This window comes from Pseudomonas sp. 5C2 (genome assembly GCF_034314155.1).
Taxonomy (GTDB): domain Bacteria; phylum Pseudomonadota; class Gammaproteobacteria; order Pseudomonadales; family Pseudomonadaceae; genus Aquipseudomonas.
In genome coordinates this window covers 901,911-919,551 of the sequence record NZ_JAVIWH010000003.1, presented here as the reverse complement: position 1 = coordinate 919,551, position 17,641 = coordinate 901,911, and the positions used below count along the sequence as shown (strand labels likewise).

Here is a 17,641-nt window from a genome sequence, read left to right as displayed (position 1 = left end):
TTTTGCCCTGTGCCGTACTACGTCGACCAGGCATAGACTTAGACGGCCTCGTTGGACTCGTCCTCGAAGTTACCGAACAACGGCTCATCTTCAACGATTTCAGCTTCTGCAATGACTGCGTAATTCATCAGGCCCGCTGCGATTTCACGCAGAGCCATAACGGTAGGCTTGTCATTTTCCCAAGGCAGTTTCGGTTCTTTACCGCCGGTCGCCAATTGACGGGCACGCTTGGTAGAGAGCATGACCAGCTCAAAGCGATTAACGACGTGGTCTAGGCAGTCTTCAACGGTCACGCGGGCCATGGGTATTCCTCGTAGCAAATGCAGTATGCGCGGTGCCCGGATGGGCGAGCGGACTGAACAGTTTAAAAAAACACCAGCGTTTAGGGAAGCGCTGATTTTTCAGGGGCACCCCAATACGTTGCTTACGCACGTTTAAAATGCCCGAAAGCGGTATTTCAAGCCAGCAGTTGACGAAGCAAATCGCTGAAACGCTGCTGTTGTGGTTTCTGCTTTAACTGGTTGGCGCGGAAGATCGCTTTAAGGTCTTCCAGGGCGGTGGCGAAGTCATCGTTGATCACAATGAAATCGTATTCCACATAATGGCTCATCTCGCTGACGGCTTCACGCATGCGTCCTTCGATGATCTCGTCGCTGTCCTGGCCGCGGTTGGTCAGGCGTTGACGCAACGCTTGCTGGGTCGGTGGCAGGATGAAAATCGAGCGTGCGTCCGGCAGCAATTTGCGGACTTGTTCAGCCCCTTGCCAGTCGATTTCCAGAATCAGGTCATGGCCTTCATCAAGCGTTTGCTGCAGGCGGCTCTGCGAGGTGCCGTACATATTGCCGAAGACTTCGGCCTGTTCGAGAAAATCGCCGTGCTCGATCATCCGCACGAACTCGGCGCGGTCGACAAAGTGATAGTTCACCCCGTCGACTTCGCCCGGACGTATGGCGCGCGTGGTGTGCGAGACCGAGACACGGATCTGCGGCTGGGCGTCGATCAGGGCCTTTACCAAGCTGGTTTTGCCCGCGCCAGAAGGTGCAGAAACGATATAAAGGGTGCCGGTACTGTGGGTCATGTTGGGGTAGCCTTACTCAATATTCTGCACTTGTTCACGCATCTGCTCGATCAACACCTTGAGGTTGACCGCCGCTTGAGTGCTGCGCGGGTCGAAGGCTTTGGAGCCCAATGTATTGGCTTCGCGGTTGAGTTCCTGCATCAGGAAGTCCAGGCGCCGACCTGCTTGTCCGCCCGTCTTGAGGACGCGACGCACCTCGGTAACGTGGGTGCTGAGACGGTCCAGTTCTTCGGCGACGTCACTTTTCTGTGCGAGCAGGACCATTTCCTGTTCCAGGCGCTGAGGATCAAGCTCGGCCTTCATGTCGGCAAAGCGATCCATTACCTTTTGGCGCTGGGTCGCAAGCATCTGAGGCACCAGCGTACGCAGGGTTGCGACTTCTTCGTTTATCGAGACTAGCCGTTCGTCTAGAAGTTTGGCCAGGTCGGCACCTTCACGGCCGCGACCGGCTTTCAGTTCGCTCAACGCCTCGCTGAACAGGGCCAGTGCATCGTTATTGAGCGCCTGCGGATCGCTGGCATCGGCCACCAATACGCCGGGCCAGGCAAGTACTTCCAGCGGATTCAGAGGGGCCGGTTGCTTGATCAGGCTGGCTACGGTCTCTGCTGCGGCGACCAATTGTGCGGCGCGCTCGAGATCAACCTGCAGCGGTTTGCCAGCGGTTTCTTCGGTGAAGCGCAACGTGCATTCCACCTTGCCGCGCGACAAGCCCTGACGCAGAGCTTCGCGGACCGCGCCTTCCAGGTCGCGAAAGGACTCCGGCAGGCGCAGGTGCGGCTCAAGATAACGATGATTGACCGAGCGCAGTTCCCAGCTCAGCGTGCCTTGGGTGCCGGCCCGTTCTACTCGGGCGAAGGCCGTCATGCTGTGCACCATGGGAAATACCTCGTGGGTTCAGTCGGTGAGAAGACTGTCGTGGGCGCAGGACTGCCCGAATAAATGTCACAAATAGCCGACAGGCTTCGAAGGCGCAGGATTGTAGCGCAGTGCGGTGCATGCTCCCAAACTGGCGACGCCATAAGGCGTTACCGAGCGTCGCTCTTGTGCAGGCTGCAATGCTGTTGGCAGCTCCGAATCGGCCCGGCAACTTTATTAGAGGTGCCCAGCTCGGGTTGTGACCTCTATAATGCCCGGCAGTTTTCCGTCTCAGTACAGGTATTCCCAAATGAAACGTCCAAGTGGCCGCGCTGCCGATCAGCTCCGCTCGATCCGCATCACCCGCAACTACACCAAACACGCCGAGGGTTCTGTACTGGTCGAGTTTGGTGACACCAAAGTGATTTGCACGGTCAGCGTCGAGAGCGGCGTGCCGCGCTTCCTTAAAGGTCAGGGCCAAGGCTGGTTGACGGCTGAGTACGGCATGCTGCCGCGCGCCACTGGTGATCGTAACCAGCGTGAAGCGAGCCGTGGCAAGCAAGGCGGGCGTACCCTGGAGATTCAACGTTTGATCGGTCGTTCCCTGCGATCAGCGTTGGACATGTCCAAGCTGGGCGAAGTGACGCTGTATGTCGATTGCGATGTGATCCAGGCCGATGGCGGTACGCGTACCGCGTCCATTACCGGTGCCATGGTTGCGTTGGTCGATGCCTTGAAAGTCATCAAGAAGCGCGGCGGCCTCAAAGGTGGCGATCCACTCAAGCAGATGATTGCTGCGGTGTCGGTGGGTATGTATCAGGGTGAGCCAGTACTTGACCTCGACTACCTGGAAGACTCCGCTGCCGAGACCGATCTCAACGTGGTGATGACCAGTGCTGGCGGCTTTATCGAAGTCCAGGGCACCGCTGAAGGCGCGCCGTTCCAGCCAGAAGAGCTGAACGCGATGCTGGCATTGGCGAACATCGGCATGGCCGAGCTGTTCGAACTGCAGCGAGCTGCGCTGGCCGACTGATCGGCACGGGTATAGATTCAGCCATCACACCTGCTAAGGATAAGCATCATGAGTGACAGCCAGCTTCCGCTACCGACCCCCAGTGCCGAGGTTCGTCAATGGGCGATGCTCTGTCACTTTGCGGCGTTTTTCGGCCTGATCTTCCCTTTCGGCAATCTGCTGGGGCCATTGATTCTCTGGCAGATCAAGAAAGAGACCGATCCTTTCATTGATGCCCAAGGCAAGGAAGCTCTGAATTTTCAGATCACCGTGGCGATTGCCGCAATGATCTGCTTCCTGTTGATGGTCGTGATTATCGGCTTCCCGCTGTTGGTACTGGTCGGCGTCGGCGCGCTGGTGTTGACCATTATCGGCGGGGTCAAGGCCAACGACGGGATTGCCTATCGGTATCCGTTTACCTGGCGCTTGATCAAGTAACGCAAAACCAGCGGCCGCAAAAAAGCCGACACGAAGTCGGCTTTTTTGTGGGCGGCTGGACGTCAGATGGTCAACGTCCAGTCGTAATCCACAATCAATGGAGCGTGCTGCGAGAAGCGTGGCTGACGTGGCAGGCGAGCGCTGCGTACGAAGCGGCGCAGACCCGGGGTCAGCAGTTGATAGTCGAAGCGCCAACCGAGGTTGAGCATTTCGGCTTGTTCGTTATCCGGCCACCAGCTGTACTGATCGCCTTCACGGCTGACTTCACGCAGGGCGTCGACATAGCCCATGGTGCCGACAATCTCGTCCATCCATGCGCGTTCTGGCGCAAGAAAGCCTGGAGATTGCTGGCTGTCACGCCAGTTTTTGATATCTAGCTTCTGTTGCGCGACATACAGCGAGCCGCAATAGATGTATTCACGACGCTTGCGTCGTTGCTTATCCAGGTAGCGCGCGAAATCGTCCATAAGCTTGAACTTCTGGTTCAAGTCTTCGTCGCCGTTCATTCCCGAAGGAAGCAGCAAGGTCGCAATACTGACCTTGTCGAAATCCGCTTGCAGATAGCGCCCGTAACGGTCGGCTGTTTCGAAGCCAAGTCCGCTGATAACAGCCTTTGGTTGCAACCGCGAGTAGAGCGCCACACCGCCTTGGGCAGGGACTTCAGCATCGCAGGCATAAAGGAAGTAGCCATCCAGTTGGAAGGCTGGGTCGTCCAGTTCAAAGGCAGAGGCGCGGGTGTCCTGTAGGCAGATGACGTCAGCATTCTGGGCTTGTAGCCAACTGAGCAAACCACGCTCGACTGCAGCCTGAATGCCATTTACGTTCACACTGATGATCCGCATAAATGGCCCCAAAAATCACGTGCGTGTATGATACCCGAGCTCTACCTAATTAGCTAAATCCGTGGTATTTGGGGCTTTTTTCATGCAGGCATATCAGCGCGACTTCATTCGTTTTGCCATCGATCGCGGTGTTTTGCGCTTCGGTGAGTTCACTTTGAAGTCTGGACGGACCAGTCCATATTTCTTCAATGCCGGCCTGTTCAACAGCGGTTCTGCCCTGGCTCAGCTCGGTCGTTTCTACGCCCAGGCGGTGGTTGAGAGCGGCATTTCTTTCGATGTTCTGTTCGGCCCGGCCTACAAGGGCATTCCCCTGGCGGCCACGACGGCCGTGGCCTTGGCTGAACATCATCAGCTGGATCTGCCATGGTGCTTCAATCGCAAGGAAGCCAAGGCTCACGGCGAAGGCGGAAGCCTGGTCGGCGCGCCATTGCAAGGCAACGTGTTGATCATCGACGATGTGATCACTGCCGGTACGGCCATTCGTGAGGTCATGCAGATCATCAAGGACCAGGGCGCGACAGCGGCCGGTGTGTTGATCGCGCTGAATCGTCAGGAACGCGGCAATGGTGAGCTGTCGGCGATTCAGGAGGTCGAACGTGACTTCGGTATCCCGGTGATCAGCATCGTGTCCTTGAATCAGGTGCTGCAATTTTTGGCCGATGACCCACAACTCAAGCAATATTTGCCTGCGGTCGAGGCTTATCGGACGCAGTACGGAATTTGAGGATGCTGCATTTATGCTCAAGCTGAACACCGCGGGGCTGCTATTGGCGTTGAATGTGATGGCTGTACAGGCTGCTGATAAAACGCCTGTGTTGCTCTATCGCTACGTCGACAACAAGGGTGGGATCGTTCTCGACCGTCAAGGCGTGCCGCCGGAGTATGTCGGCAAAGGTTACCAGGTGCTCAATGAGCGAGGCCGAGTGATACAGGTCGTGCCGCCAGCCCCCACGGCAGAGGAAATCCAGCGTCAGCAGACCGACAAGGCCAAGGCCGACGCCAATGCTCAACTGCTGCATTTGTACAGCAGCGTGAGCGATGTCGACAGTGCCAAGACCCGCAAGCTCGCCGAGCTGGATGCCTTGATTGCCGTGGCACAGGGCAATCTGCAAGGCTTGATCTCTCAGCAGAGCACTCTTCAGGGGCAGGCTGCGGCCCAGGAACGTGCCGGTCGTGCCGTACCGCAGCCGTTACTCGATCAGATGAACAGCCTGCGTGACGACCAGCAAAGCCTCAAGGCTGAAGTCGAGCGTTATCAGGGTTCGCGCAAACAGGCTGAGGCCGATTTTGCGGTTGATCGAGTGCGGGTTCAGCAGTTACAGCATTGATAGGCTCTGAAAAAAAAGGCCCCGTCCGGTGTGAACCGGACGGGGCCTTTCAGTTGTGCGTGACGTATCGATCAATCAATGCCGCTTGCGATTGGTGATCTGGGTGCCGACGCCGCTGTCGGTGAAGATCTCCAGCAGCACGGCATTGGGCACGCGCCCGTCGATGATGTGCGAGCTGTTGACTCCGCCCTGAACCGCTTCCAGTGCGCACCGGATCTTGGGCAGCATGCCGCCGTAGATGGTGCCGTCGGCGATCAGGCCATCGACTTGTTCGGTGGTCAGTCCGGTCAGGACTTCGCCTTGTTTATTCATCAAGCCGGCGATGTTGGTCAGCAAAATCAGTTTTTCGGCCTTGAGGGCCTCGGCGACTTTGCCTGCAACCAGGTCGGCGTTGATGTTGTACGACTCACCGTTAGGGCCAACGCCGATGGGCGCGATCACCGGAATAAAGTCGCCTTTGACCAGCATGTTCAGCAGGTCGGTGTTAACCCCGACCACTTCACCGACCTGGCCGATATCAATGATTTCCGGCTTGGTCATGTCTGGCGTCTGCCGGGTGACCGTGAGCTTTCGCGCGCGAATCAGTTCAGCGTCTTTGCCGGTCAAGCCAATGGCGCTGCCGCCGTGGCGGTTGATCAGGTTGACGATGTCCTTGTTGACCTGGCCGCCCAGGACCATTTCCACCACGTCCATGGTTTGTGCGTCAGTGACGCGCATGCCGTCGATGAAGTGGCTTTCGATGGACAGGCGCTTGAGCAGGTCGCCGATTTGCGGGCCCCCGCCGTGAACCACTACCGGGTTGATACCGACGGCTTTCATCAGCACGATATCGCGCGCAAAGCCGGTTTTCAGCTCCTCGCTCTCCATAGCGTTGCCGCCGTATTTGATCACCAGCGTCTTGCCGACAAATCGGCGAATGTAAGGCAGCGCTTCGGACAAAACTTTGGCTACATTAGCAGCGGCATCGTGTTCGAGGGTCATTCAGGGCTCCAGTGAAAACAAGGGTTCATTCAAAACGGTAATTTGAGGTCGGGCGCAACGTTCTTGAGCTGGGCGTGGAACACGTCCTTGATGCGCTGCAATTCGGCTTCAGTATCGGCCTCGAAGCGTAATACCAAGACCGGCGTGGTGTTGGATGCACGCACCAGACCCCAGCCTTTGGGGTAGTCCACTCGCACACCATCAATGCTGGTCAACTGTGCGTCGCCCCATTGGGCATCGCGTTGCAGCGCTTCAATGATGCTGAACTTGGTCACGTCCGTCACATCGATATTGATTTCCGGTGTGGAAATATCATTCGGGAAGGTCGCGAAGACTTCTTCAGCGGTGCCTTTCTCCTGGCTGAGGATTTCCAGCAGGCGTGCCGCGCTGTAGATGCCGTCGTCGAAACCGAACCAGCGTTCCTTGAAGAAGATGTGCCCGCTCATTTCGCCTGCCAGCAGCGCACCGCTTTCGCGCATCTTCTTTTTGATCAGCGAGTGACCGGTCTTCCACATCACCGGACGACCGCCGTATTCGCGGATCAACGGGGTCAGGCGGCGGGTGCATTTGACGTCGAAAATGATATCGGCACCGGGATTGCGTGACACTACATCTTTGGCGAACAGCATCAACAAGCGATCCGGGAACACGATGTTGCCGGTGTTGGTGACGACGCCTACGCGGTCACCGTCACCGTCGAAGGCCAGGCCCAGGTCGGCACCGGTTTCCTTGACCTTGGCGATCAGGTCAACGAGGTTTTCCGGTTTGCCTGGATCAGGGTGGTGGTTCGGGAAGTTGCCGTCGACGTCGCAGAACAGCGGGATGATTTCGCAGTTCAGGGCTTCAAGCAGTTGCGGAGCGATGACGCCCGCCGCGCCGTTTCCACAGTCGACCACGACCTTCATGCGTCGGGCGAGGACAACGTCTTCGGTGATTTGCTTGAAGTAGCGATCAAGAATGTCGACTTTCTCGATGCTGCCTTTGCCGGTGGTCAGATCGTTGGTTTTCAGGCGCGTGTGCAAAGCCTGGATCTGTTCATTGGCCAGGGTGTCGCCAGCAATGACGATCTTGAAGCCGTTGTAGTCTCGCGGGTTGTGGCTGCCGGTCAGCATCACACCGGTTTTACCGGCAAGCACGTTGGCGGCGTAATAGAGCGCAGGGGTCGGTACCAGGCCGACATCGCTGACGTGGCAGCCGCTGTCGTGCAGGCCCTGAATCAGTTGCTGTACCAGTTCCGGGCCGGACAGGCGGCCATCGCGGCCTACGGAGACGTTAGGTTCATTCTTGGCCAGACTCTCGGAGCCGATGGCGCGACCAATCCAGTAAGCCGTTTCTGCGAAGAGGGTGTCACCGACGACGCCACGAATATCGTAGGCGCGGAAGATGGTGTCAGGAAATTTAGGTGCCACCAATGCTGTACTGCTCATAACTGGGGGGTGCTCCAATCTCAGGAAGTCCTGGTTTTCGTCGAGGAAGTCGATATCGAGAATGTCGGTATCTTGAAACAGCGGATCGACCCACTCAGTACGCGGGGCATTGGGCTGAGTCGACGCTGGGGCACTGCTTGTCGCTAAGTCGTTATTGAAGCGGTTCTTGTCTTGGACCGTGGTCGATGGCGCATTACGCACCGAAAATCTGGCCAGGCTCTGGGCCAACCCATTCAGGGCTGGCAGGCTTAATCCGAAAGCTTTGACGGCTTTTCCGCCTGAGAGTTCTTGAAGCAGTTGGTCCAGCTGTCGGGCGTCTGCCGAAATGCGCCGCTGCAAGGCGCTGTCGTTGAGGTACAGCCCAAGCACAACACCGGCCAGCGCAACCAGCGCCGCCAGCGCCAGAAACAGCCAGGGCACTGATGAATCGAGCGCCGGGCCCGGCGTGAAGTCGAGTTTCCAGTTGGGTTGGCCGGTGTCGAACGCCTGTGACGAACCTGCTGCAGGCTGACCGCGTTGCAGCAGAACTTGCCCGGGACTGGCGCCGAACTCTTGGGTTACCTGGACCTGACCAATATCAGTGAGCAAAACCGGCAGCGCGCTCAGCACCCGTTGCAGGTCGAACGCCAGCAACAGCGTGCCGGTGATCGGTGCGCCCGGGCTCGCCCGCAGCGGCGCAACGCTATAGACCAGCCAGCGCTCGCCGACTTTGCGCGCTTCGGGGGAGGGCGTCTGGCCGAGTGCGGCTTTGTTGAGCATGTCCAGGGTGGAAAAATTCACCGGCACGGGAGCTTGTGCATCCACGTCGGTCCGGCCGAGAGGGTTGAGCCGTGCGCCCACCACGCTGTCGTGATAGCGCAGCTGATTTTCAGCCTGGCTGATCGAGGTCGGGTCTTTGCTTTGCAGTGCTTGAGCAAGTGCGCCGTCGAGCGCGGCGGTTTGCGTCTCGGCGTTCAGTTGTTTGAGTGCCAGGCCCAAGGCGCTGGCCTGGCTAGAACCCCAAGCCTGGCTGAGCCGGGTTTGCTGGTGCGGCTGGCTGAATAACGCCAGCCACAACAACACGCTGGCCGTGAGTAGCCCTGCGACAGCCGAAACAAGGCCGGGCGAAAGAATGGGCTGACGGGCAGCCGATGACGGACTGTCGGGGGGTTGCGAGTGGTTGCTTGCTGTGGCGGTGCGCTTAAAGCCTTTCACATCACCTCTCCCCGGTATTCATCCTGAATCGCAAAGGGTCTTTCCTGAGCCGTTTGGTGCCCGTTAGGGCCCAAACGGCCGGGTCAGGGTTCAAGTGGCCATTTTAGACGGTGTTTCAGTGGCTGCCTGAGTGACCAAAACCGCCAGCACCACGCTGGCTTTCGTCGAACTCTTCGACCAACTCGAAGTGCGCTTGTACGACCGGCACCAGCACCAGTTGAGCAAGGCGTTCGCCGATTGAGATTTTGAAGGCGGTCTGGCCGCGATTCCAACAGGACACCATCAACTCGCCCTGGTAATCGGAGTCGATCAAACCGACCAGATTGCCCAACACGATGCCGTGTTTATGGCCAAGGCCCGAACGCGGCAGAATCAACGCGGCGAGGCCGGGATCGCCAATGTAAATCGACAGCCCTGTGGGGATCAGCAGGGTCTGGCCCGGTTCGATGATCGTGTCTTCTTGCAGCATCGCGCGCAGGTCGAGACCGGCGGAGCCCTCGGTGGCGTAGGCCGGAAGAGGGAAGTCGCTACCAATGCGGGGGTCGAGGATCTTGGCTTGTAAAGCATGCATGCGTGATTAAACCTGGTTCAGACGGTCGGCGATAAAAGTGATCAGCTGGCGGGCAATTTTGCCTTTGCTGGTCTGGGCAAAAAAAGTTTCGTGCAGTGCCCGGTCAATCACGCTGCACGCATTCTCTTCGCTATTGAAACCGATGCTGGGGTTAGCCACATCGTTGGCGACGATCAGGTCCAGGTTCTTGTCCTTGAGCTTGCGTGCAGCATAGTCGAGCAGATGTTCGGTTTCGGCAGCGAAGCCGACACTGAATGGACGGTCCGGGCGGCCAGCAATGGTGGCAAGAATGTCCGGGTTGCGGACCATCTGCAACAGCAGGCCGTCACCGTTGCTGGGGTCTTTCTTGAGCTTGTGCGGTGCGACCACTTCGGGACGGTAATCGGCCACCGCTGCGGAGGCGATAAACAGATCGCAGGGGATCGCGGCTTCGCAGGCGGCGAGCATGTCGCGCGCACTGACCACGTCGATCCGGGTGACGCGGTCCGGGGTTGGCAGATTGACCGGGCCGGTGATCAAGGTCACCCGTGCGCCAGCTTCAACCGCCGCTTCGGCCAAGGCAAACCCCATTTTCCCCGAGCTGTGGTTGGTGATGTAGCGTACCGGGTCGATGTTTTCCTGGGTCGGGCCGGCGGTGATCAGGACGTGCCTGCCGGTCAGCGACTCGCGCCGGAAACAATCGGCGGCACGTTGCACCAGTTCGTCCGCTTCGAGCATGCGGCCAAAGCCGACATCACCGCAGGCCTGGCTGCCCGATGCAGGACCGAACATGCGCATGCCGCGCTCTTCGAGCAGGTGGGTGTTGGCCTGCGTCGCTGGATCGCGCCACATCGCCTGGTTCATGGCTGGCGCAATCGCTACAGAGGCGTCAGTGGCCAGCACGACGGTGGTCAATAGGTCATTGGCGATGCCTTGGGCCAGGCGCGCGATCAGGTCGGCGGTGGCCGGGGCGATCAGCACCAGGTCGGCCCACTTGGCCAGCTCGATATGGCCCATGGCGGCTTCTGCTGCCGGGTCGAGCAAATCCATGTGCACCGGATTACCGGACAAGGCTTGCATGGTCAGAGGCGTGATGAACTCACTGCCGCCGCGGGTCATGACAACACGCACTTCTGCGCCCTGATCGCGTAACCGACGGACCAGCTCGGCGCTCTTGTAGGCGGCGATGCCGCCGCCGACGCCGAGAACAATGCGTTTTCGATACAGCCGCTGCATAGGCGTGCCTTTTAGTCGAGTGAACGCGACGGCGATGACGCCTCCCCAGGCCAGATCGCCGCGCAAAAAAGATGGGCTAAGATAGCACAGCGACCGCACGGGAACAGCGGTCCCCACACACATGGAGGTGCTATGAGTATTCGTGATTGGCCTGCGGCCGAGCGTCCGCGGGAGAAGCTTCTTGAGCAGGGGGCGGCGAGCCTTTCCGATGCCGAACTGTTGGCGATTTTTTTGCGCACGGGTGTTACCGGAAAAAGCGCCGTGGACCTTGCGCGACATTTGCTGAAGCAATTCGGCAGCCTCAGATCGTTGCTGGAGGCTGACCTGCAAACCTTCTGTCTGGAGTTGGGGCTGGGCCCCGCAAAGTTCGCGCAGTTGCAGGCGGTGATGGAGATGTCTCGTCGGCATATGGCCGAACGTTTGAAGCGCGATTCAAGCCTGGAGAACCCGCAAGGGGTGCGCGATTACCTCAAGGCGCAGCTCAGGCACGAGCCGCACGAGGTTTTCGCCTGCCTGTTTCTGGACACCAAGCATCGGGTGTTGGCGTTCGAGGCGTTGTTTCGAGGGTCGATCAGCTGCGCCGAGGTCCATCCCCGGCAAGTGGTCAAGCGCGCCCTGGCGCACAATGCGGCGGCGTTGATCCTGTGCCACAACCATCCGTCCGGCGTGCCCGACCCCAGCGAGGATGACTGCAAGCTGACCCACCTGCTCAAGGACGCTCTGGACATGATCGACGTGAAGGTGCTCGATCACTTCATCATCGGTGATGGCGACCCGTTGTCGATGGTGGAAGCCGGCTTGATGTGAGAAGCACAGGCCGCGCACGGTGGGTGCGCGGCCTGTTGGTCGTACGAAAAGTGTACAGCGCGCTATTTTCGTTCTGTATCTACTTCAATGTGACGTGGGAAAAGTCCTGGCGACCGAATGGACTCACCTGATAACCCTGTACGTCTTTGCGCGTCAGTGCGGCAGCGGTGGGGTGTGCCAGCGGCAGCCACAAGGCCTGTTGCTGGATTTGCGTCTGAGCCTTGAGGTACAAGGCGCTGCGCTCGGCTTGATCGCTGGTGGCTTTGCCTGCGCTGATCAGTTTGTCCAGGCCCTGGTCGCAATAACGGGCGAAGTTGGTTCCTGAGGTCACGGCGGCGCAGGAGAACTGCGGTGTCAGGAAGTTATCCGGATCGCCGTTATCGCCTGCCCAGCCCATGAACAGCAGGTCATGCTCGCCAGCCTTGGCGCGACGAATCAACTCGCCCCACTCGATGATCTTGATCTCGGCTTTGATCCCGACTGCAGCCAGGTCTGCCTGCAACAATTGCGCGCCGAGACTTGGGTTAGGGTTGAGCAAACTGCCGGATGGGCGAGTCCAGATCGTGGTTTTGAAGCCCTCCTTGATACCGGCTTTGGCCAGCAACTCACGGGCTTTGGCCTGATTATGCTGATAGCCGGGAAGGTCTTTGGCGTAGCTCCAGGTGTTGGGCGGATAAACCCCGGTCGCGTTTTCAGCGGTGTTTTCGAATACCGCTTTGAGGTAGCTGTTTTTATCGAAAGCGAGGTTGATCGCCTGGCGAACTTCAGGCTTGTCCAGCGGCGGGTGCTGGCTGTTGATCGCGACAAAAGCGGTCATGAACGCTGCGGTTTTTTCGATTTTCAGCTGTGGGTCTTTGCTGGCAGCCTGAATATCCAGAGGTTTGGGTGAAAGGGCGATCTGGCACTCGTTCTGGCGGATTTTCTGCAGTCGCACGTTGGCGTCCGGCGTGATCGCATACACCAGCGCGTCAACGGCAGGCTTGCCGCTGAAGTAGTCCGGGTTGGCGACATAACGCACCACAGCGTCCTTTTGGAAGCGCTTGAAGACGAATGGGCCGGTACCGATGGGTTGGCTGTTGAGCTTTTCCGGGGTGCCCGCCTTCAGTAGCTGCGCGGTGTATTCGGCGGAATAGATCGACGCAAAGCCCATGCTCAGCGTTGCCAGGAAGGTCGAATCCGGGTGGTTGAGGGTAAAGCGGACGGTGAGAGCGTCAGGTGCTTCTATATTCTTGATCAGTGTGGGTAACTGCATCGATTGTGCATGCGGAAAGCCGCTTTGGGCGACCTTATGCCACGGGTTGGCCGGGTCGAGCATGCGCTGGAAGCTGAATTGCACGTCTTCTGCGGTCAGGTCACGGGTCGGATTGAAGTAATCGGTGTGGTGAAACTTCACCCCGGCGCGTAGTTTGAAGTCGTAGGTCAGGCCATCCGCCGAGACACTCCAGCTTTCCGCCAGACTGGGCAGCAGTTTGCCGCTCTGCGCATCGAACTCCACCAAACGGTTCATGAGCACGTCGGCGGAGGCGTTGGTCGTCGTCAGCGAGTTGTACTGCACGACATCAAACCCTTCGGGGCTGGCTTCGGTGCAGACGCTGAGGGTGGTCGCAGCCTGAGCCGGCAATGTGCTGAAAAAGGGCGTGAGCAGGAGCGAAAGGGCTGCGAAACGCGTAAAACGCATGGCGATATTCCTGTCAGAGAGGGCCCCATCTGCGGGCGCAGTCTGGTGAGAGACTTACCCTAGACTATGCATCGGCGCAGGACAATCCGTCTGGTGCGACGAGCGGTATATTTCTTGCCGCGCCCGCACGGGTTGAGCCTGAAGGCAAAACACGGTCTGCCAAAACAAGGTAATGTGCATGCGCTGTTGTTGCACCTCGGTGTTTCTGGTATAAAGCAGCGCTCTTTTCTAGGGGCCCGGTTCCTTCGTTTGTAGGTGTGGCCGGTAAGACCCCTAAAGAAACGCGGCGCCTGGCGCCAAATGACTGAGAGATTAAGCGGCCAACCCATGCCGGGTTGGGCATGTGGTTTTAGAGGGCTGAGGCATGTCGAGAGTATGTCAAGTTACCGGTAAGGGTCCGGTAACCGGGAATAACATTTCCCACGCAAACAACAAAACCCGTCGTCGTTTCCTGCCGAACCTGCAGCATCACCGCTTCTGGGTCGAGTCCGAGAATCGTTTTGTGCGTCTGCGCGTATCTGCCAAAGGCATGCGTATCATCGACAAGCGTGGCATTGATGTCATTCTTCTCGAAATTCGCGCCAATGGCGCTAAGGTCTAAGGGAGATAGTCATGCGTGAATTGATCCGTTTGGTGTCGAGCGCTAACACAGGCCATTTCTACACCACCGATAAGAACAAACGCACCACTCCGGACAAAATCGAAATTAAAAAATTCGATCCGGTTGCTCGTAAGCACGTGATCTACAAAGAAGCCAAAATCAAGTAATTGATTTCGCTTCTTACAAAAAAACCCGCCTGAGAAGGCGGGTTTTTTTGTGCCTGAATTTCAGTGAAGGCAGCTGTTGCTCAGGCCTTTTGTTCGAACACCACATACACCTTGCGACAGGCTTCCAGCACTTCCCAGGTGCCATTGAAGCCCGCAGGAATCACAAAGCGATCACCGGCACGCAGGGTTTTGGCGTTGCCATCCTCGTCGCGTAGCACCGATACGCCCTGCACGATTTCGCAATACTCATGTTCGGTGTAATTCACCGTCCATTGACCGATTGCACCTTCCCAAACGCCGGCGCTGAGTTGGCCGCAGGGGCTGTTGTAATGGTTGTAGACGGTTTGCTCCGGGTTGCCCTTGAGGATTTTTTCTGGCGCGGGCACGTAGCGTTCTGGCGTGGTGTTGGCCTGGCTGAAGTCGACAATATTTTCGATGTTCATCGTGATTCGCTCCCCGCTAACGCGTTTCATGTTGAATAAAATGAACAACAAAACGCCGTTTGGCCTGAAGTGTCAAATATATTGGAAATTTCCCAGTCACTTGGTTTAGGGTGGGGTTTGCCCTTGGCTGATGCCATCCGTATTCAAAAAACAACAGGAGGACACTCGTATGACCACCCTGACTCGTGCTGACTGGGAACAGCGTGCCAAAGATCTGAAGATCGAAGGCCGTGCTTACATCAACGGTGAATACACCGCTGCGGTTTCTGGCGCCACCTTCGAATGCATCAGCCCTGTCGATGGCCGCGTCCTGGCACAGGTTGCCAGTTGCGAGGCTGCCGATGCCCAGCGTGCTGTCGACAGTGCCCGCGCTACGTTCAACTCTGGCGTGTGGTCACGTCTGGCCCCTGTCAAACGCAAGGCGGCGATGATCCGTTTTGCCGGTCTGTTGAAACAGAACGCTGAAGAATTGGCCCTGCTCGAAACCCTCGACATGGGCAAGCCGATCAGCGACTCGTTGAGCATTGATGTCCCTGGAGCCGCCCAGGCGCTGAGCTGGAGCGGTGAAGCGATCGACAAAATTTACGACGAAGTGGCCGCCACGCCCCATGACCAACTGGGTCTGGTGACGCGCGAACCCATCGGTGTTGTGGCGGCCATCGTGCCGTGGAACTTCCCGCTGATGATGGCCTGCTGGAAACTCGGTCCAGCGCTGTCCACTGGCAACTCGGTCATCCTCAAACCGTCGGAAAAATCTCCGTTGACCGCTATTCGCATCGCTCAACTGGCGGTTGAAGCCGGTATCCCGGCGGGCGTGCTCAACGTTCTGCCTGGCTATGGTCATACCGTCGGCAGGGCGCTGGCCTTGCACATGGATGTCGATACGCTGGTCTTCACCGGCTCGACCAGAACCGCCAAGCAATTGCTGATCTATTCCGGCGAGTCGAACATGAAGCGCATCTGGCTGGAAGCCGGTGGCAAGAGCCCGAATATCGTATTTGCCGACGCACCGGATCTGCAAGCCGCCGCCGAATCGGCTGCTGGCGCTATCGCCTTCAACCAGGGCGAAGTGTGCACTGCGGGTTCGCGTCTGCTGGTCGAACGGTCGATCAAGGACACGTTCCTGCCGCTGGTGATCGAAGCACTCAAGGCCTGGAAGCCAGGTAATCCGCTGGACCCGCAAACCAATGTGGGGGCGGTGGTCGACACCCAGCAGCTGAACACGGTGTTGTCTTACATCGAGTCGGGTCATGCCGATGGCGCCACGTTGGTCGCAGGCGGCAAGCGCACGCTGCAGGAAACGGGCGGCACTTATGTTGAGCCGACGATTTTTGACGGCGTCAGCAATGCGATGAAAATCGCTCAGGAAGAAATTTTCGGCCCAGTGCTGTCGGTGATTGCCTTCGATACCGTGGAAGAAGCTATCCAGATCGCCAACGACACGCCTTATGGCCTGGCGGCGGCTGTGTGGACCGCTAACCTGTCCAAGGCTCATCTGACGGCCAAGGCGCTGCGTGCCGGTAGCGTGTGGATCAACCAGTACGATGGCGGCGACATGACCGCACCGTTTGGCGGGTTCAAGCAGTCGGGCAACGGCCGCGATAAATCGCTGCATGCGTTCGACAAGTACACCGAGCTGAAGGCGACCTGGATCAAGTTGTAATCCGGCTAGGTCGCGAATGAATTCGCTCCTTCAGGGTTTTGATCCACTGTAGGCGCGAATAAACTCGCGCAAGCGGTGTGCAAGACAGCCGAAAAGCAGCCGGGCTCTCCACATCAGGAAGCCCGGCTGTTTTGTTTTGATCGTCGGTACACGTTATCCACAGGAGCGTGGGCAATGCGTTGGGGTACTTATTTCGCTGTTCTGGCCTCGGTCTTGAGTGTCGGATTGGCCTTGGGCGTGAGCATGCCGTTGGTGTCCTTGCGCCTGGAAAGCTGGGGCTACGGTTCTTTTGCCATCGGAGTGATGGCGGCGATGCCGGCGATTGGCGTGCTGGTCGGGGCGAGTTTCGCCAGCCGCCTGGCCGCGCGCTTCGGGACGCCACTGTTGATGCGTCTGTGCTTGTGGGCCGGGGCGTTGTCCATCGGTTTGCTGGCCTTGTTGCCCAACTATTGGGTCTGGGTAGGGTTGCGTCTGTTGATCGGGGTCATCCTGACCATCGTGTTCATTCTTGGCGAAAGCTGGATCAATCAACTGGTGGTCGAGCGTTGGCGCGGCCGGTTGGTGGCGCTGTATGGCAGCAGCTATGCCCTGAGCCAACTGGCCGGCCCCCTGCTGCTGGGCATTATCGGCGCCGAAGCGGATTACGGTTTTTGGGTTGGCGTCGTGCTGCTGCTCTGTTCGCCGCTGTTGCTGCTGGGGCGTACCGGCGCGCCCAGCGCTGAAGCCTGCAACGTGACCTTCAGCGATCTGTTTGGCTTTTGCCGAGGACTGCCAGCGATTGCTTGGGCGGTGGCACTGTTCGCGGCGTTCGAGGCAATGATTCTGACCTTGCTGCCGATCTACTGCCTGCGCCAGGGCTTTACCCCGGAAGTCGCATTATTCATGGTCAGCACGGTGGTGGTCGGTGATGCGCTCCTGCAATTGCCGATTGGTGCGCTGGCTGACAGGGTTTCTCGACGCACGCTGTTTTCGGGCTGTGCGCTGTTACTCATGCTGTCGAGTCTGGCGATTCCGCTGCTGCTTGATACCGTGCTGATCTGGCCAGTGTGGGTGTTGTTCGGTGCCAGCGCCGGTGGGTTGTTCACCTTGTCGTTGATTCTGATCGGCGAGCGTTATCGCGATGATTCACTGGTTCGTGCCAACGCACACATCGCTCAGCTGTGGGGGATCGGCTGCTTGCTCGGGCCACTGGCGGCAGGCGCGGGCAGCCAATGGGTCAGTGGGCATGCCCTGCCATTGCTCATGGCCGCGGGTTCCTTCGGTCTGGTGATTTTGTCCCTGCGCCGTGGTGCGTTCGGGGCGCAGCCGGTCGTGGCTTAGAGCCCTTTTTTCCCTAGCCCC

Annotated in this window: 19 protein-coding genes; 9 read left to right on the top strand and 10 right to left on the bottom strand. The window is 58.4% G+C overall.

All coding sequences use genetic code 11. The annotated features are described in order from the left end of the window. Window positions 1–38 precede the first annotated feature (38 nt). The 3 genes from rpoZ to RGU44_RS19065 all read right to left on the bottom strand — a co-directional run bounded on the left by rpoZ (window position 39) and on the right by RGU44_RS19065 (window position 1,954). Window positions 39–302, bottom strand: coding sequence for a DNA-directed RNA polymerase subunit omega (gene rpoZ, locus RGU44_RS19075; protein WP_322177006.1), 264 nt, complete (start codon window positions 300–302; stop codon window positions 39–41). A 155-nt stretch (window positions 303–457) separates the two neighbouring features. After that, window positions 458–1,078: a guanylate kinase gene (gene gmk, locus RGU44_RS19070; RefSeq protein WP_322177005.1), complete on the bottom strand. Its 621-nt coding sequence runs from the start codon at window positions 1,076–1,078 to the stop codon at window positions 458–460. Window positions 1,079–1,090: 12 nt separating this feature from the next. Then, the gene (locus tag RGU44_RS19065) at window positions 1,091–1,954 is read right to left on the bottom strand and encodes a YicC/YloC family endoribonuclease (RefSeq protein ID WP_322177004.1); all 864 of its coding nucleotides are present in this window, start codon (window positions 1,952–1,954) and stop codon (window positions 1,091–1,093) included. Window positions 1,955–2,243: 289 nt separating this feature from the next. Here RGU44_RS19065 and rph point away from each other — a divergent pair, with 289 nt between their 5' ends. Beyond that, window positions 2,244–2,966: a ribonuclease PH gene (rph, locus tag RGU44_RS19060; protein WP_322177003.1), complete on the top strand. Its 723-nt coding sequence runs from the start codon at window positions 2,244–2,246 to the stop codon at window positions 2,964–2,966. A gap of 48 nt (window positions 2,967–3,014) precedes the next feature. Further along, the gene (locus RGU44_RS19055) at window positions 3,015–3,383 is read left to right on the top strand and encodes a DUF4870 domain-containing protein (protein ID WP_322177002.1); all 369 of its coding nucleotides are present in this window, start codon (window positions 3,015–3,017) and stop codon (window positions 3,381–3,383) included. A 62-nt stretch (window positions 3,384–3,445) separates the two neighbouring features. Here RGU44_RS19055 and RGU44_RS19050 read toward each other — a convergent pair whose 3' ends face one another. Beyond that, window positions 3,446–4,225, bottom strand: a complete 780-nt coding sequence (locus RGU44_RS19050) for an exodeoxyribonuclease III (protein ID WP_322177001.1) — start codon at window positions 4,223–4,225, stop codon at window positions 3,446–3,448. A gap of 82 nt (window positions 4,226–4,307) precedes the next feature. On the opposite strand from RGU44_RS19050, the gene pyrE reads away from it, so the two are divergent. Further along, window positions 4,308–4,949, top strand: coding sequence for an orotate phosphoribosyltransferase (gene pyrE / locus RGU44_RS19045; protein ID WP_322177000.1), 642 nt, complete (start codon window positions 4,308–4,310; stop codon window positions 4,947–4,949). Between the two features lie 13 nt (window positions 4,950–4,962). Further along, window positions 4,963–5,553, top strand: coding sequence for a DUF4124 domain-containing protein (locus tag RGU44_RS19040; RefSeq protein WP_322176999.1), 591 nt, complete (start codon window positions 4,963–4,965; stop codon window positions 5,551–5,553). A 75-nt stretch (window positions 5,554–5,628) separates the two neighbouring features. Here RGU44_RS19040 and argB read toward each other — a convergent pair whose 3' ends face one another. The 4 genes from argB to coaBC all read right to left on the bottom strand — a co-directional run bounded on the left by argB (window position 5,629) and on the right by coaBC (window position 10,941). Then, window positions 5,629–6,534: an acetylglutamate kinase gene (gene argB / locus RGU44_RS19035; protein WP_219063054.1), complete on the bottom strand. Its 906-nt coding sequence runs from the start codon at window positions 6,532–6,534 to the stop codon at window positions 5,629–5,631. Window positions 6,535–6,563: 29 nt separating this feature from the next. Continuing rightward, window positions 6,564–7,961 carry a phosphomannomutase/phosphoglucomutase gene (gene algC / locus RGU44_RS19030; RefSeq protein WP_322182942.1) on the bottom strand — a complete coding sequence of 466 codons (1,398 nt, stop codon included), beginning with the start codon at window positions 7,959–7,961 and terminating at the stop codon, window positions 6,564–6,566. Between the two features lie 1,309 nt (window positions 7,962–9,270). Then, window positions 9,271–9,726, bottom strand: a complete 456-nt coding sequence (gene dut / locus RGU44_RS19025) for a dUTP diphosphatase (protein WP_322176998.1) — start codon at window positions 9,724–9,726, stop codon at window positions 9,271–9,273. Between the two features lie 6 nt (window positions 9,727–9,732). Then, window positions 9,733–10,941 (bottom strand): bifunctional phosphopantothenoylcysteine decarboxylase/phosphopantothenate--cysteine ligase CoaBC, encoded by a 1,209-nt coding sequence (coaBC, locus tag RGU44_RS19020; RefSeq protein WP_322176997.1) that lies wholly within the window; start codon window positions 10,939–10,941, stop codon window positions 9,733–9,735. Between the two features lie 132 nt (window positions 10,942–11,073). Between coaBC and radC the strand changes: the two genes are divergently transcribed. Next, on the top strand, window positions 11,074–11,748 hold the full coding sequence (gene radC, locus RGU44_RS19015) for a RadC family protein (protein WP_322176996.1): 675 nt from the start codon (window positions 11,074–11,076) through the stop codon (window positions 11,746–11,748). Window positions 11,749–11,827: 79 nt separating this feature from the next. Here radC and RGU44_RS19010 read toward each other — a convergent pair whose 3' ends face one another. Continuing rightward, window positions 11,828–13,426, bottom strand: coding sequence for an ABC transporter substrate-binding protein (locus tag RGU44_RS19010; protein WP_322218565.1), 1,599 nt, complete (start codon window positions 13,424–13,426; stop codon window positions 11,828–11,830). Window positions 13,427–13,790: 364 nt separating this feature from the next. Between RGU44_RS19010 and rpmB the strand changes: the two genes are divergently transcribed. Together rpmB and rpmG are read left to right on the top strand one after the other, a co-directional pair. After that, window positions 13,791–14,027 (top strand): 50S ribosomal protein L28, encoded by a 237-nt coding sequence (gene rpmB, locus RGU44_RS19005; RefSeq protein WP_219063049.1) that lies wholly within the window; start codon window positions 13,791–13,793, stop codon window positions 14,025–14,027. A gap of 11 nt (window positions 14,028–14,038) precedes the next feature. Next, window positions 14,039–14,194 (top strand): 50S ribosomal protein L33, encoded by a 156-nt coding sequence (gene rpmG / locus RGU44_RS19000; protein ID WP_219063048.1) that lies wholly within the window; start codon window positions 14,039–14,041, stop codon window positions 14,192–14,194. A gap of 80 nt (window positions 14,195–14,274) precedes the next feature. On the opposite strand, the gene RGU44_RS18995 is transcribed toward rpmG, so the two are convergent. After that, the gene (locus RGU44_RS18995) at window positions 14,275–14,637 is read right to left on the bottom strand and encodes a cupin domain-containing protein (protein ID WP_322218562.1); all 363 of its coding nucleotides are present in this window, start codon (window positions 14,635–14,637) and stop codon (window positions 14,275–14,277) included. A gap of 169 nt (window positions 14,638–14,806) precedes the next feature. On the opposite strand from RGU44_RS18995, the gene RGU44_RS18990 reads away from it, so the two are divergent. Together RGU44_RS18990 and RGU44_RS18985 are read left to right on the top strand one after the other, a co-directional pair. Beyond that, a complete protein-coding gene (locus tag RGU44_RS18990; protein ID WP_322218559.1) occupies window positions 14,807–16,300 on the top strand; it encodes an aldehyde dehydrogenase in 1,494 nt (497 codons plus the stop codon). Between the two features lie 174 nt (window positions 16,301–16,474). Beyond that, window positions 16,475–17,620, top strand: coding sequence for an MFS transporter (locus RGU44_RS18985; RefSeq protein ID WP_219063045.1), 1,146 nt, complete (start codon window positions 16,475–16,477; stop codon window positions 17,618–17,620). Window positions 17,621–17,641 lie beyond the last annotated feature (21 nt).

What these genes read in the sequence shown, in the direction of transcription:
- RGU44_RS19040 (WP_322176999.1), top strand. Translation starts at nt 4,963, where the DNA reads ATGCTCAAGCTGAACACCGCGGGGCTGCTATTGGCGTTGAATGTGATG.
- rpoZ (WP_322177006.1), bottom strand. Translation starts at nt 302, where the DNA reads ATGGCCCGCGTGACCGTTGAAGACTGCCTAGACCACGTCGTTAATCGC.
- rpmB (WP_219063049.1), top strand. Translation starts at nt 13,791, where the DNA reads ATGTCGAGAGTATGTCAAGTTACCGGTAAGGGTCCGGTAACCGGGAAT.
- coaBC (WP_322176997.1), bottom strand. Translation starts at nt 10,941, where the DNA reads ATGCAGCGGCTGTATCGAAAACGCATTGTTCTCGGCGTCGGCGGCGGC.
- rph (WP_322177003.1), top strand. Translation starts at nt 2,244, where the DNA reads ATGAAACGTCCAAGTGGCCGCGCTGCCGATCAGCTCCGCTCGATCCGC.
- RGU44_RS19050 (WP_322177001.1), bottom strand. Translation starts at nt 4,225, where the DNA reads ATGCGGATCATCAGTGTGAACGTAAATGGCATTCAGGCTGCAGTCGAG.
- dut (WP_322176998.1), bottom strand. Translation starts at nt 9,726, where the DNA reads ATGCATGCTTTACAAGCCAAGATCCTCGACCCCCGCATTGGTAGCGAC.
- rpmG (WP_219063048.1), top strand. Translation starts at nt 14,039, where the DNA reads ATGCGTGAATTGATCCGTTTGGTGTCGAGCGCTAACACAGGCCATTTC.
- RGU44_RS18990 (WP_322218559.1), top strand. Translation starts at nt 14,807, where the DNA reads ATGACCACCCTGACTCGTGCTGACTGGGAACAGCGTGCCAAAGATCTG.
- RGU44_RS18985 (WP_219063045.1), top strand. Translation starts at nt 16,475, where the DNA reads ATGCGTTGGGGTACTTATTTCGCTGTTCTGGCCTCGGTCTTGAGTGTC.
- argB (WP_219063054.1), bottom strand. Translation starts at nt 6,534, where the DNA reads ATGACCCTCGAACACGATGCCGCTGCTAATGTAGCCAAAGTTTTGTCC.
- RGU44_RS19065 (WP_322177004.1), bottom strand. Translation starts at nt 1,954, where the DNA reads ATGGTGCACAGCATGACGGCCTTCGCCCGAGTAGAACGGGCCGGCACC.
- algC (WP_322182942.1), bottom strand. Translation starts at nt 7,961, where the DNA reads ATGAGCAGTACAGCATTGGTGGCACCTAAATTTCCTGACACCATCTTC.
- RGU44_RS18995 (WP_322218562.1), bottom strand. Translation starts at nt 14,637, where the DNA reads ATGAACATCGAAAATATTGTCGACTTCAGCCAGGCCAACACCACGCCA.
- gmk (WP_322177005.1), bottom strand. Translation starts at nt 1,078, where the DNA reads ATGACCCACAGTACCGGCACCCTTTATATCGTTTCTGCACCTTCTGGC.
- RGU44_RS19010 (WP_322218565.1), bottom strand. Translation starts at nt 13,426, where the DNA reads ATGCGTTTTACGCGTTTCGCAGCCCTTTCGCTCCTGCTCACGCCCTTT.
- pyrE (WP_322177000.1), top strand. Translation starts at nt 4,308, where the DNA reads ATGCAGGCATATCAGCGCGACTTCATTCGTTTTGCCATCGATCGCGGT.
- radC (WP_322176996.1), top strand. Translation starts at nt 11,074, where the DNA reads ATGAGTATTCGTGATTGGCCTGCGGCCGAGCGTCCGCGGGAGAAGCTT.
- RGU44_RS19055 (WP_322177002.1), top strand. Translation starts at nt 3,015, where the DNA reads ATGAGTGACAGCCAGCTTCCGCTACCGACCCCCAGTGCCGAGGTTCGT.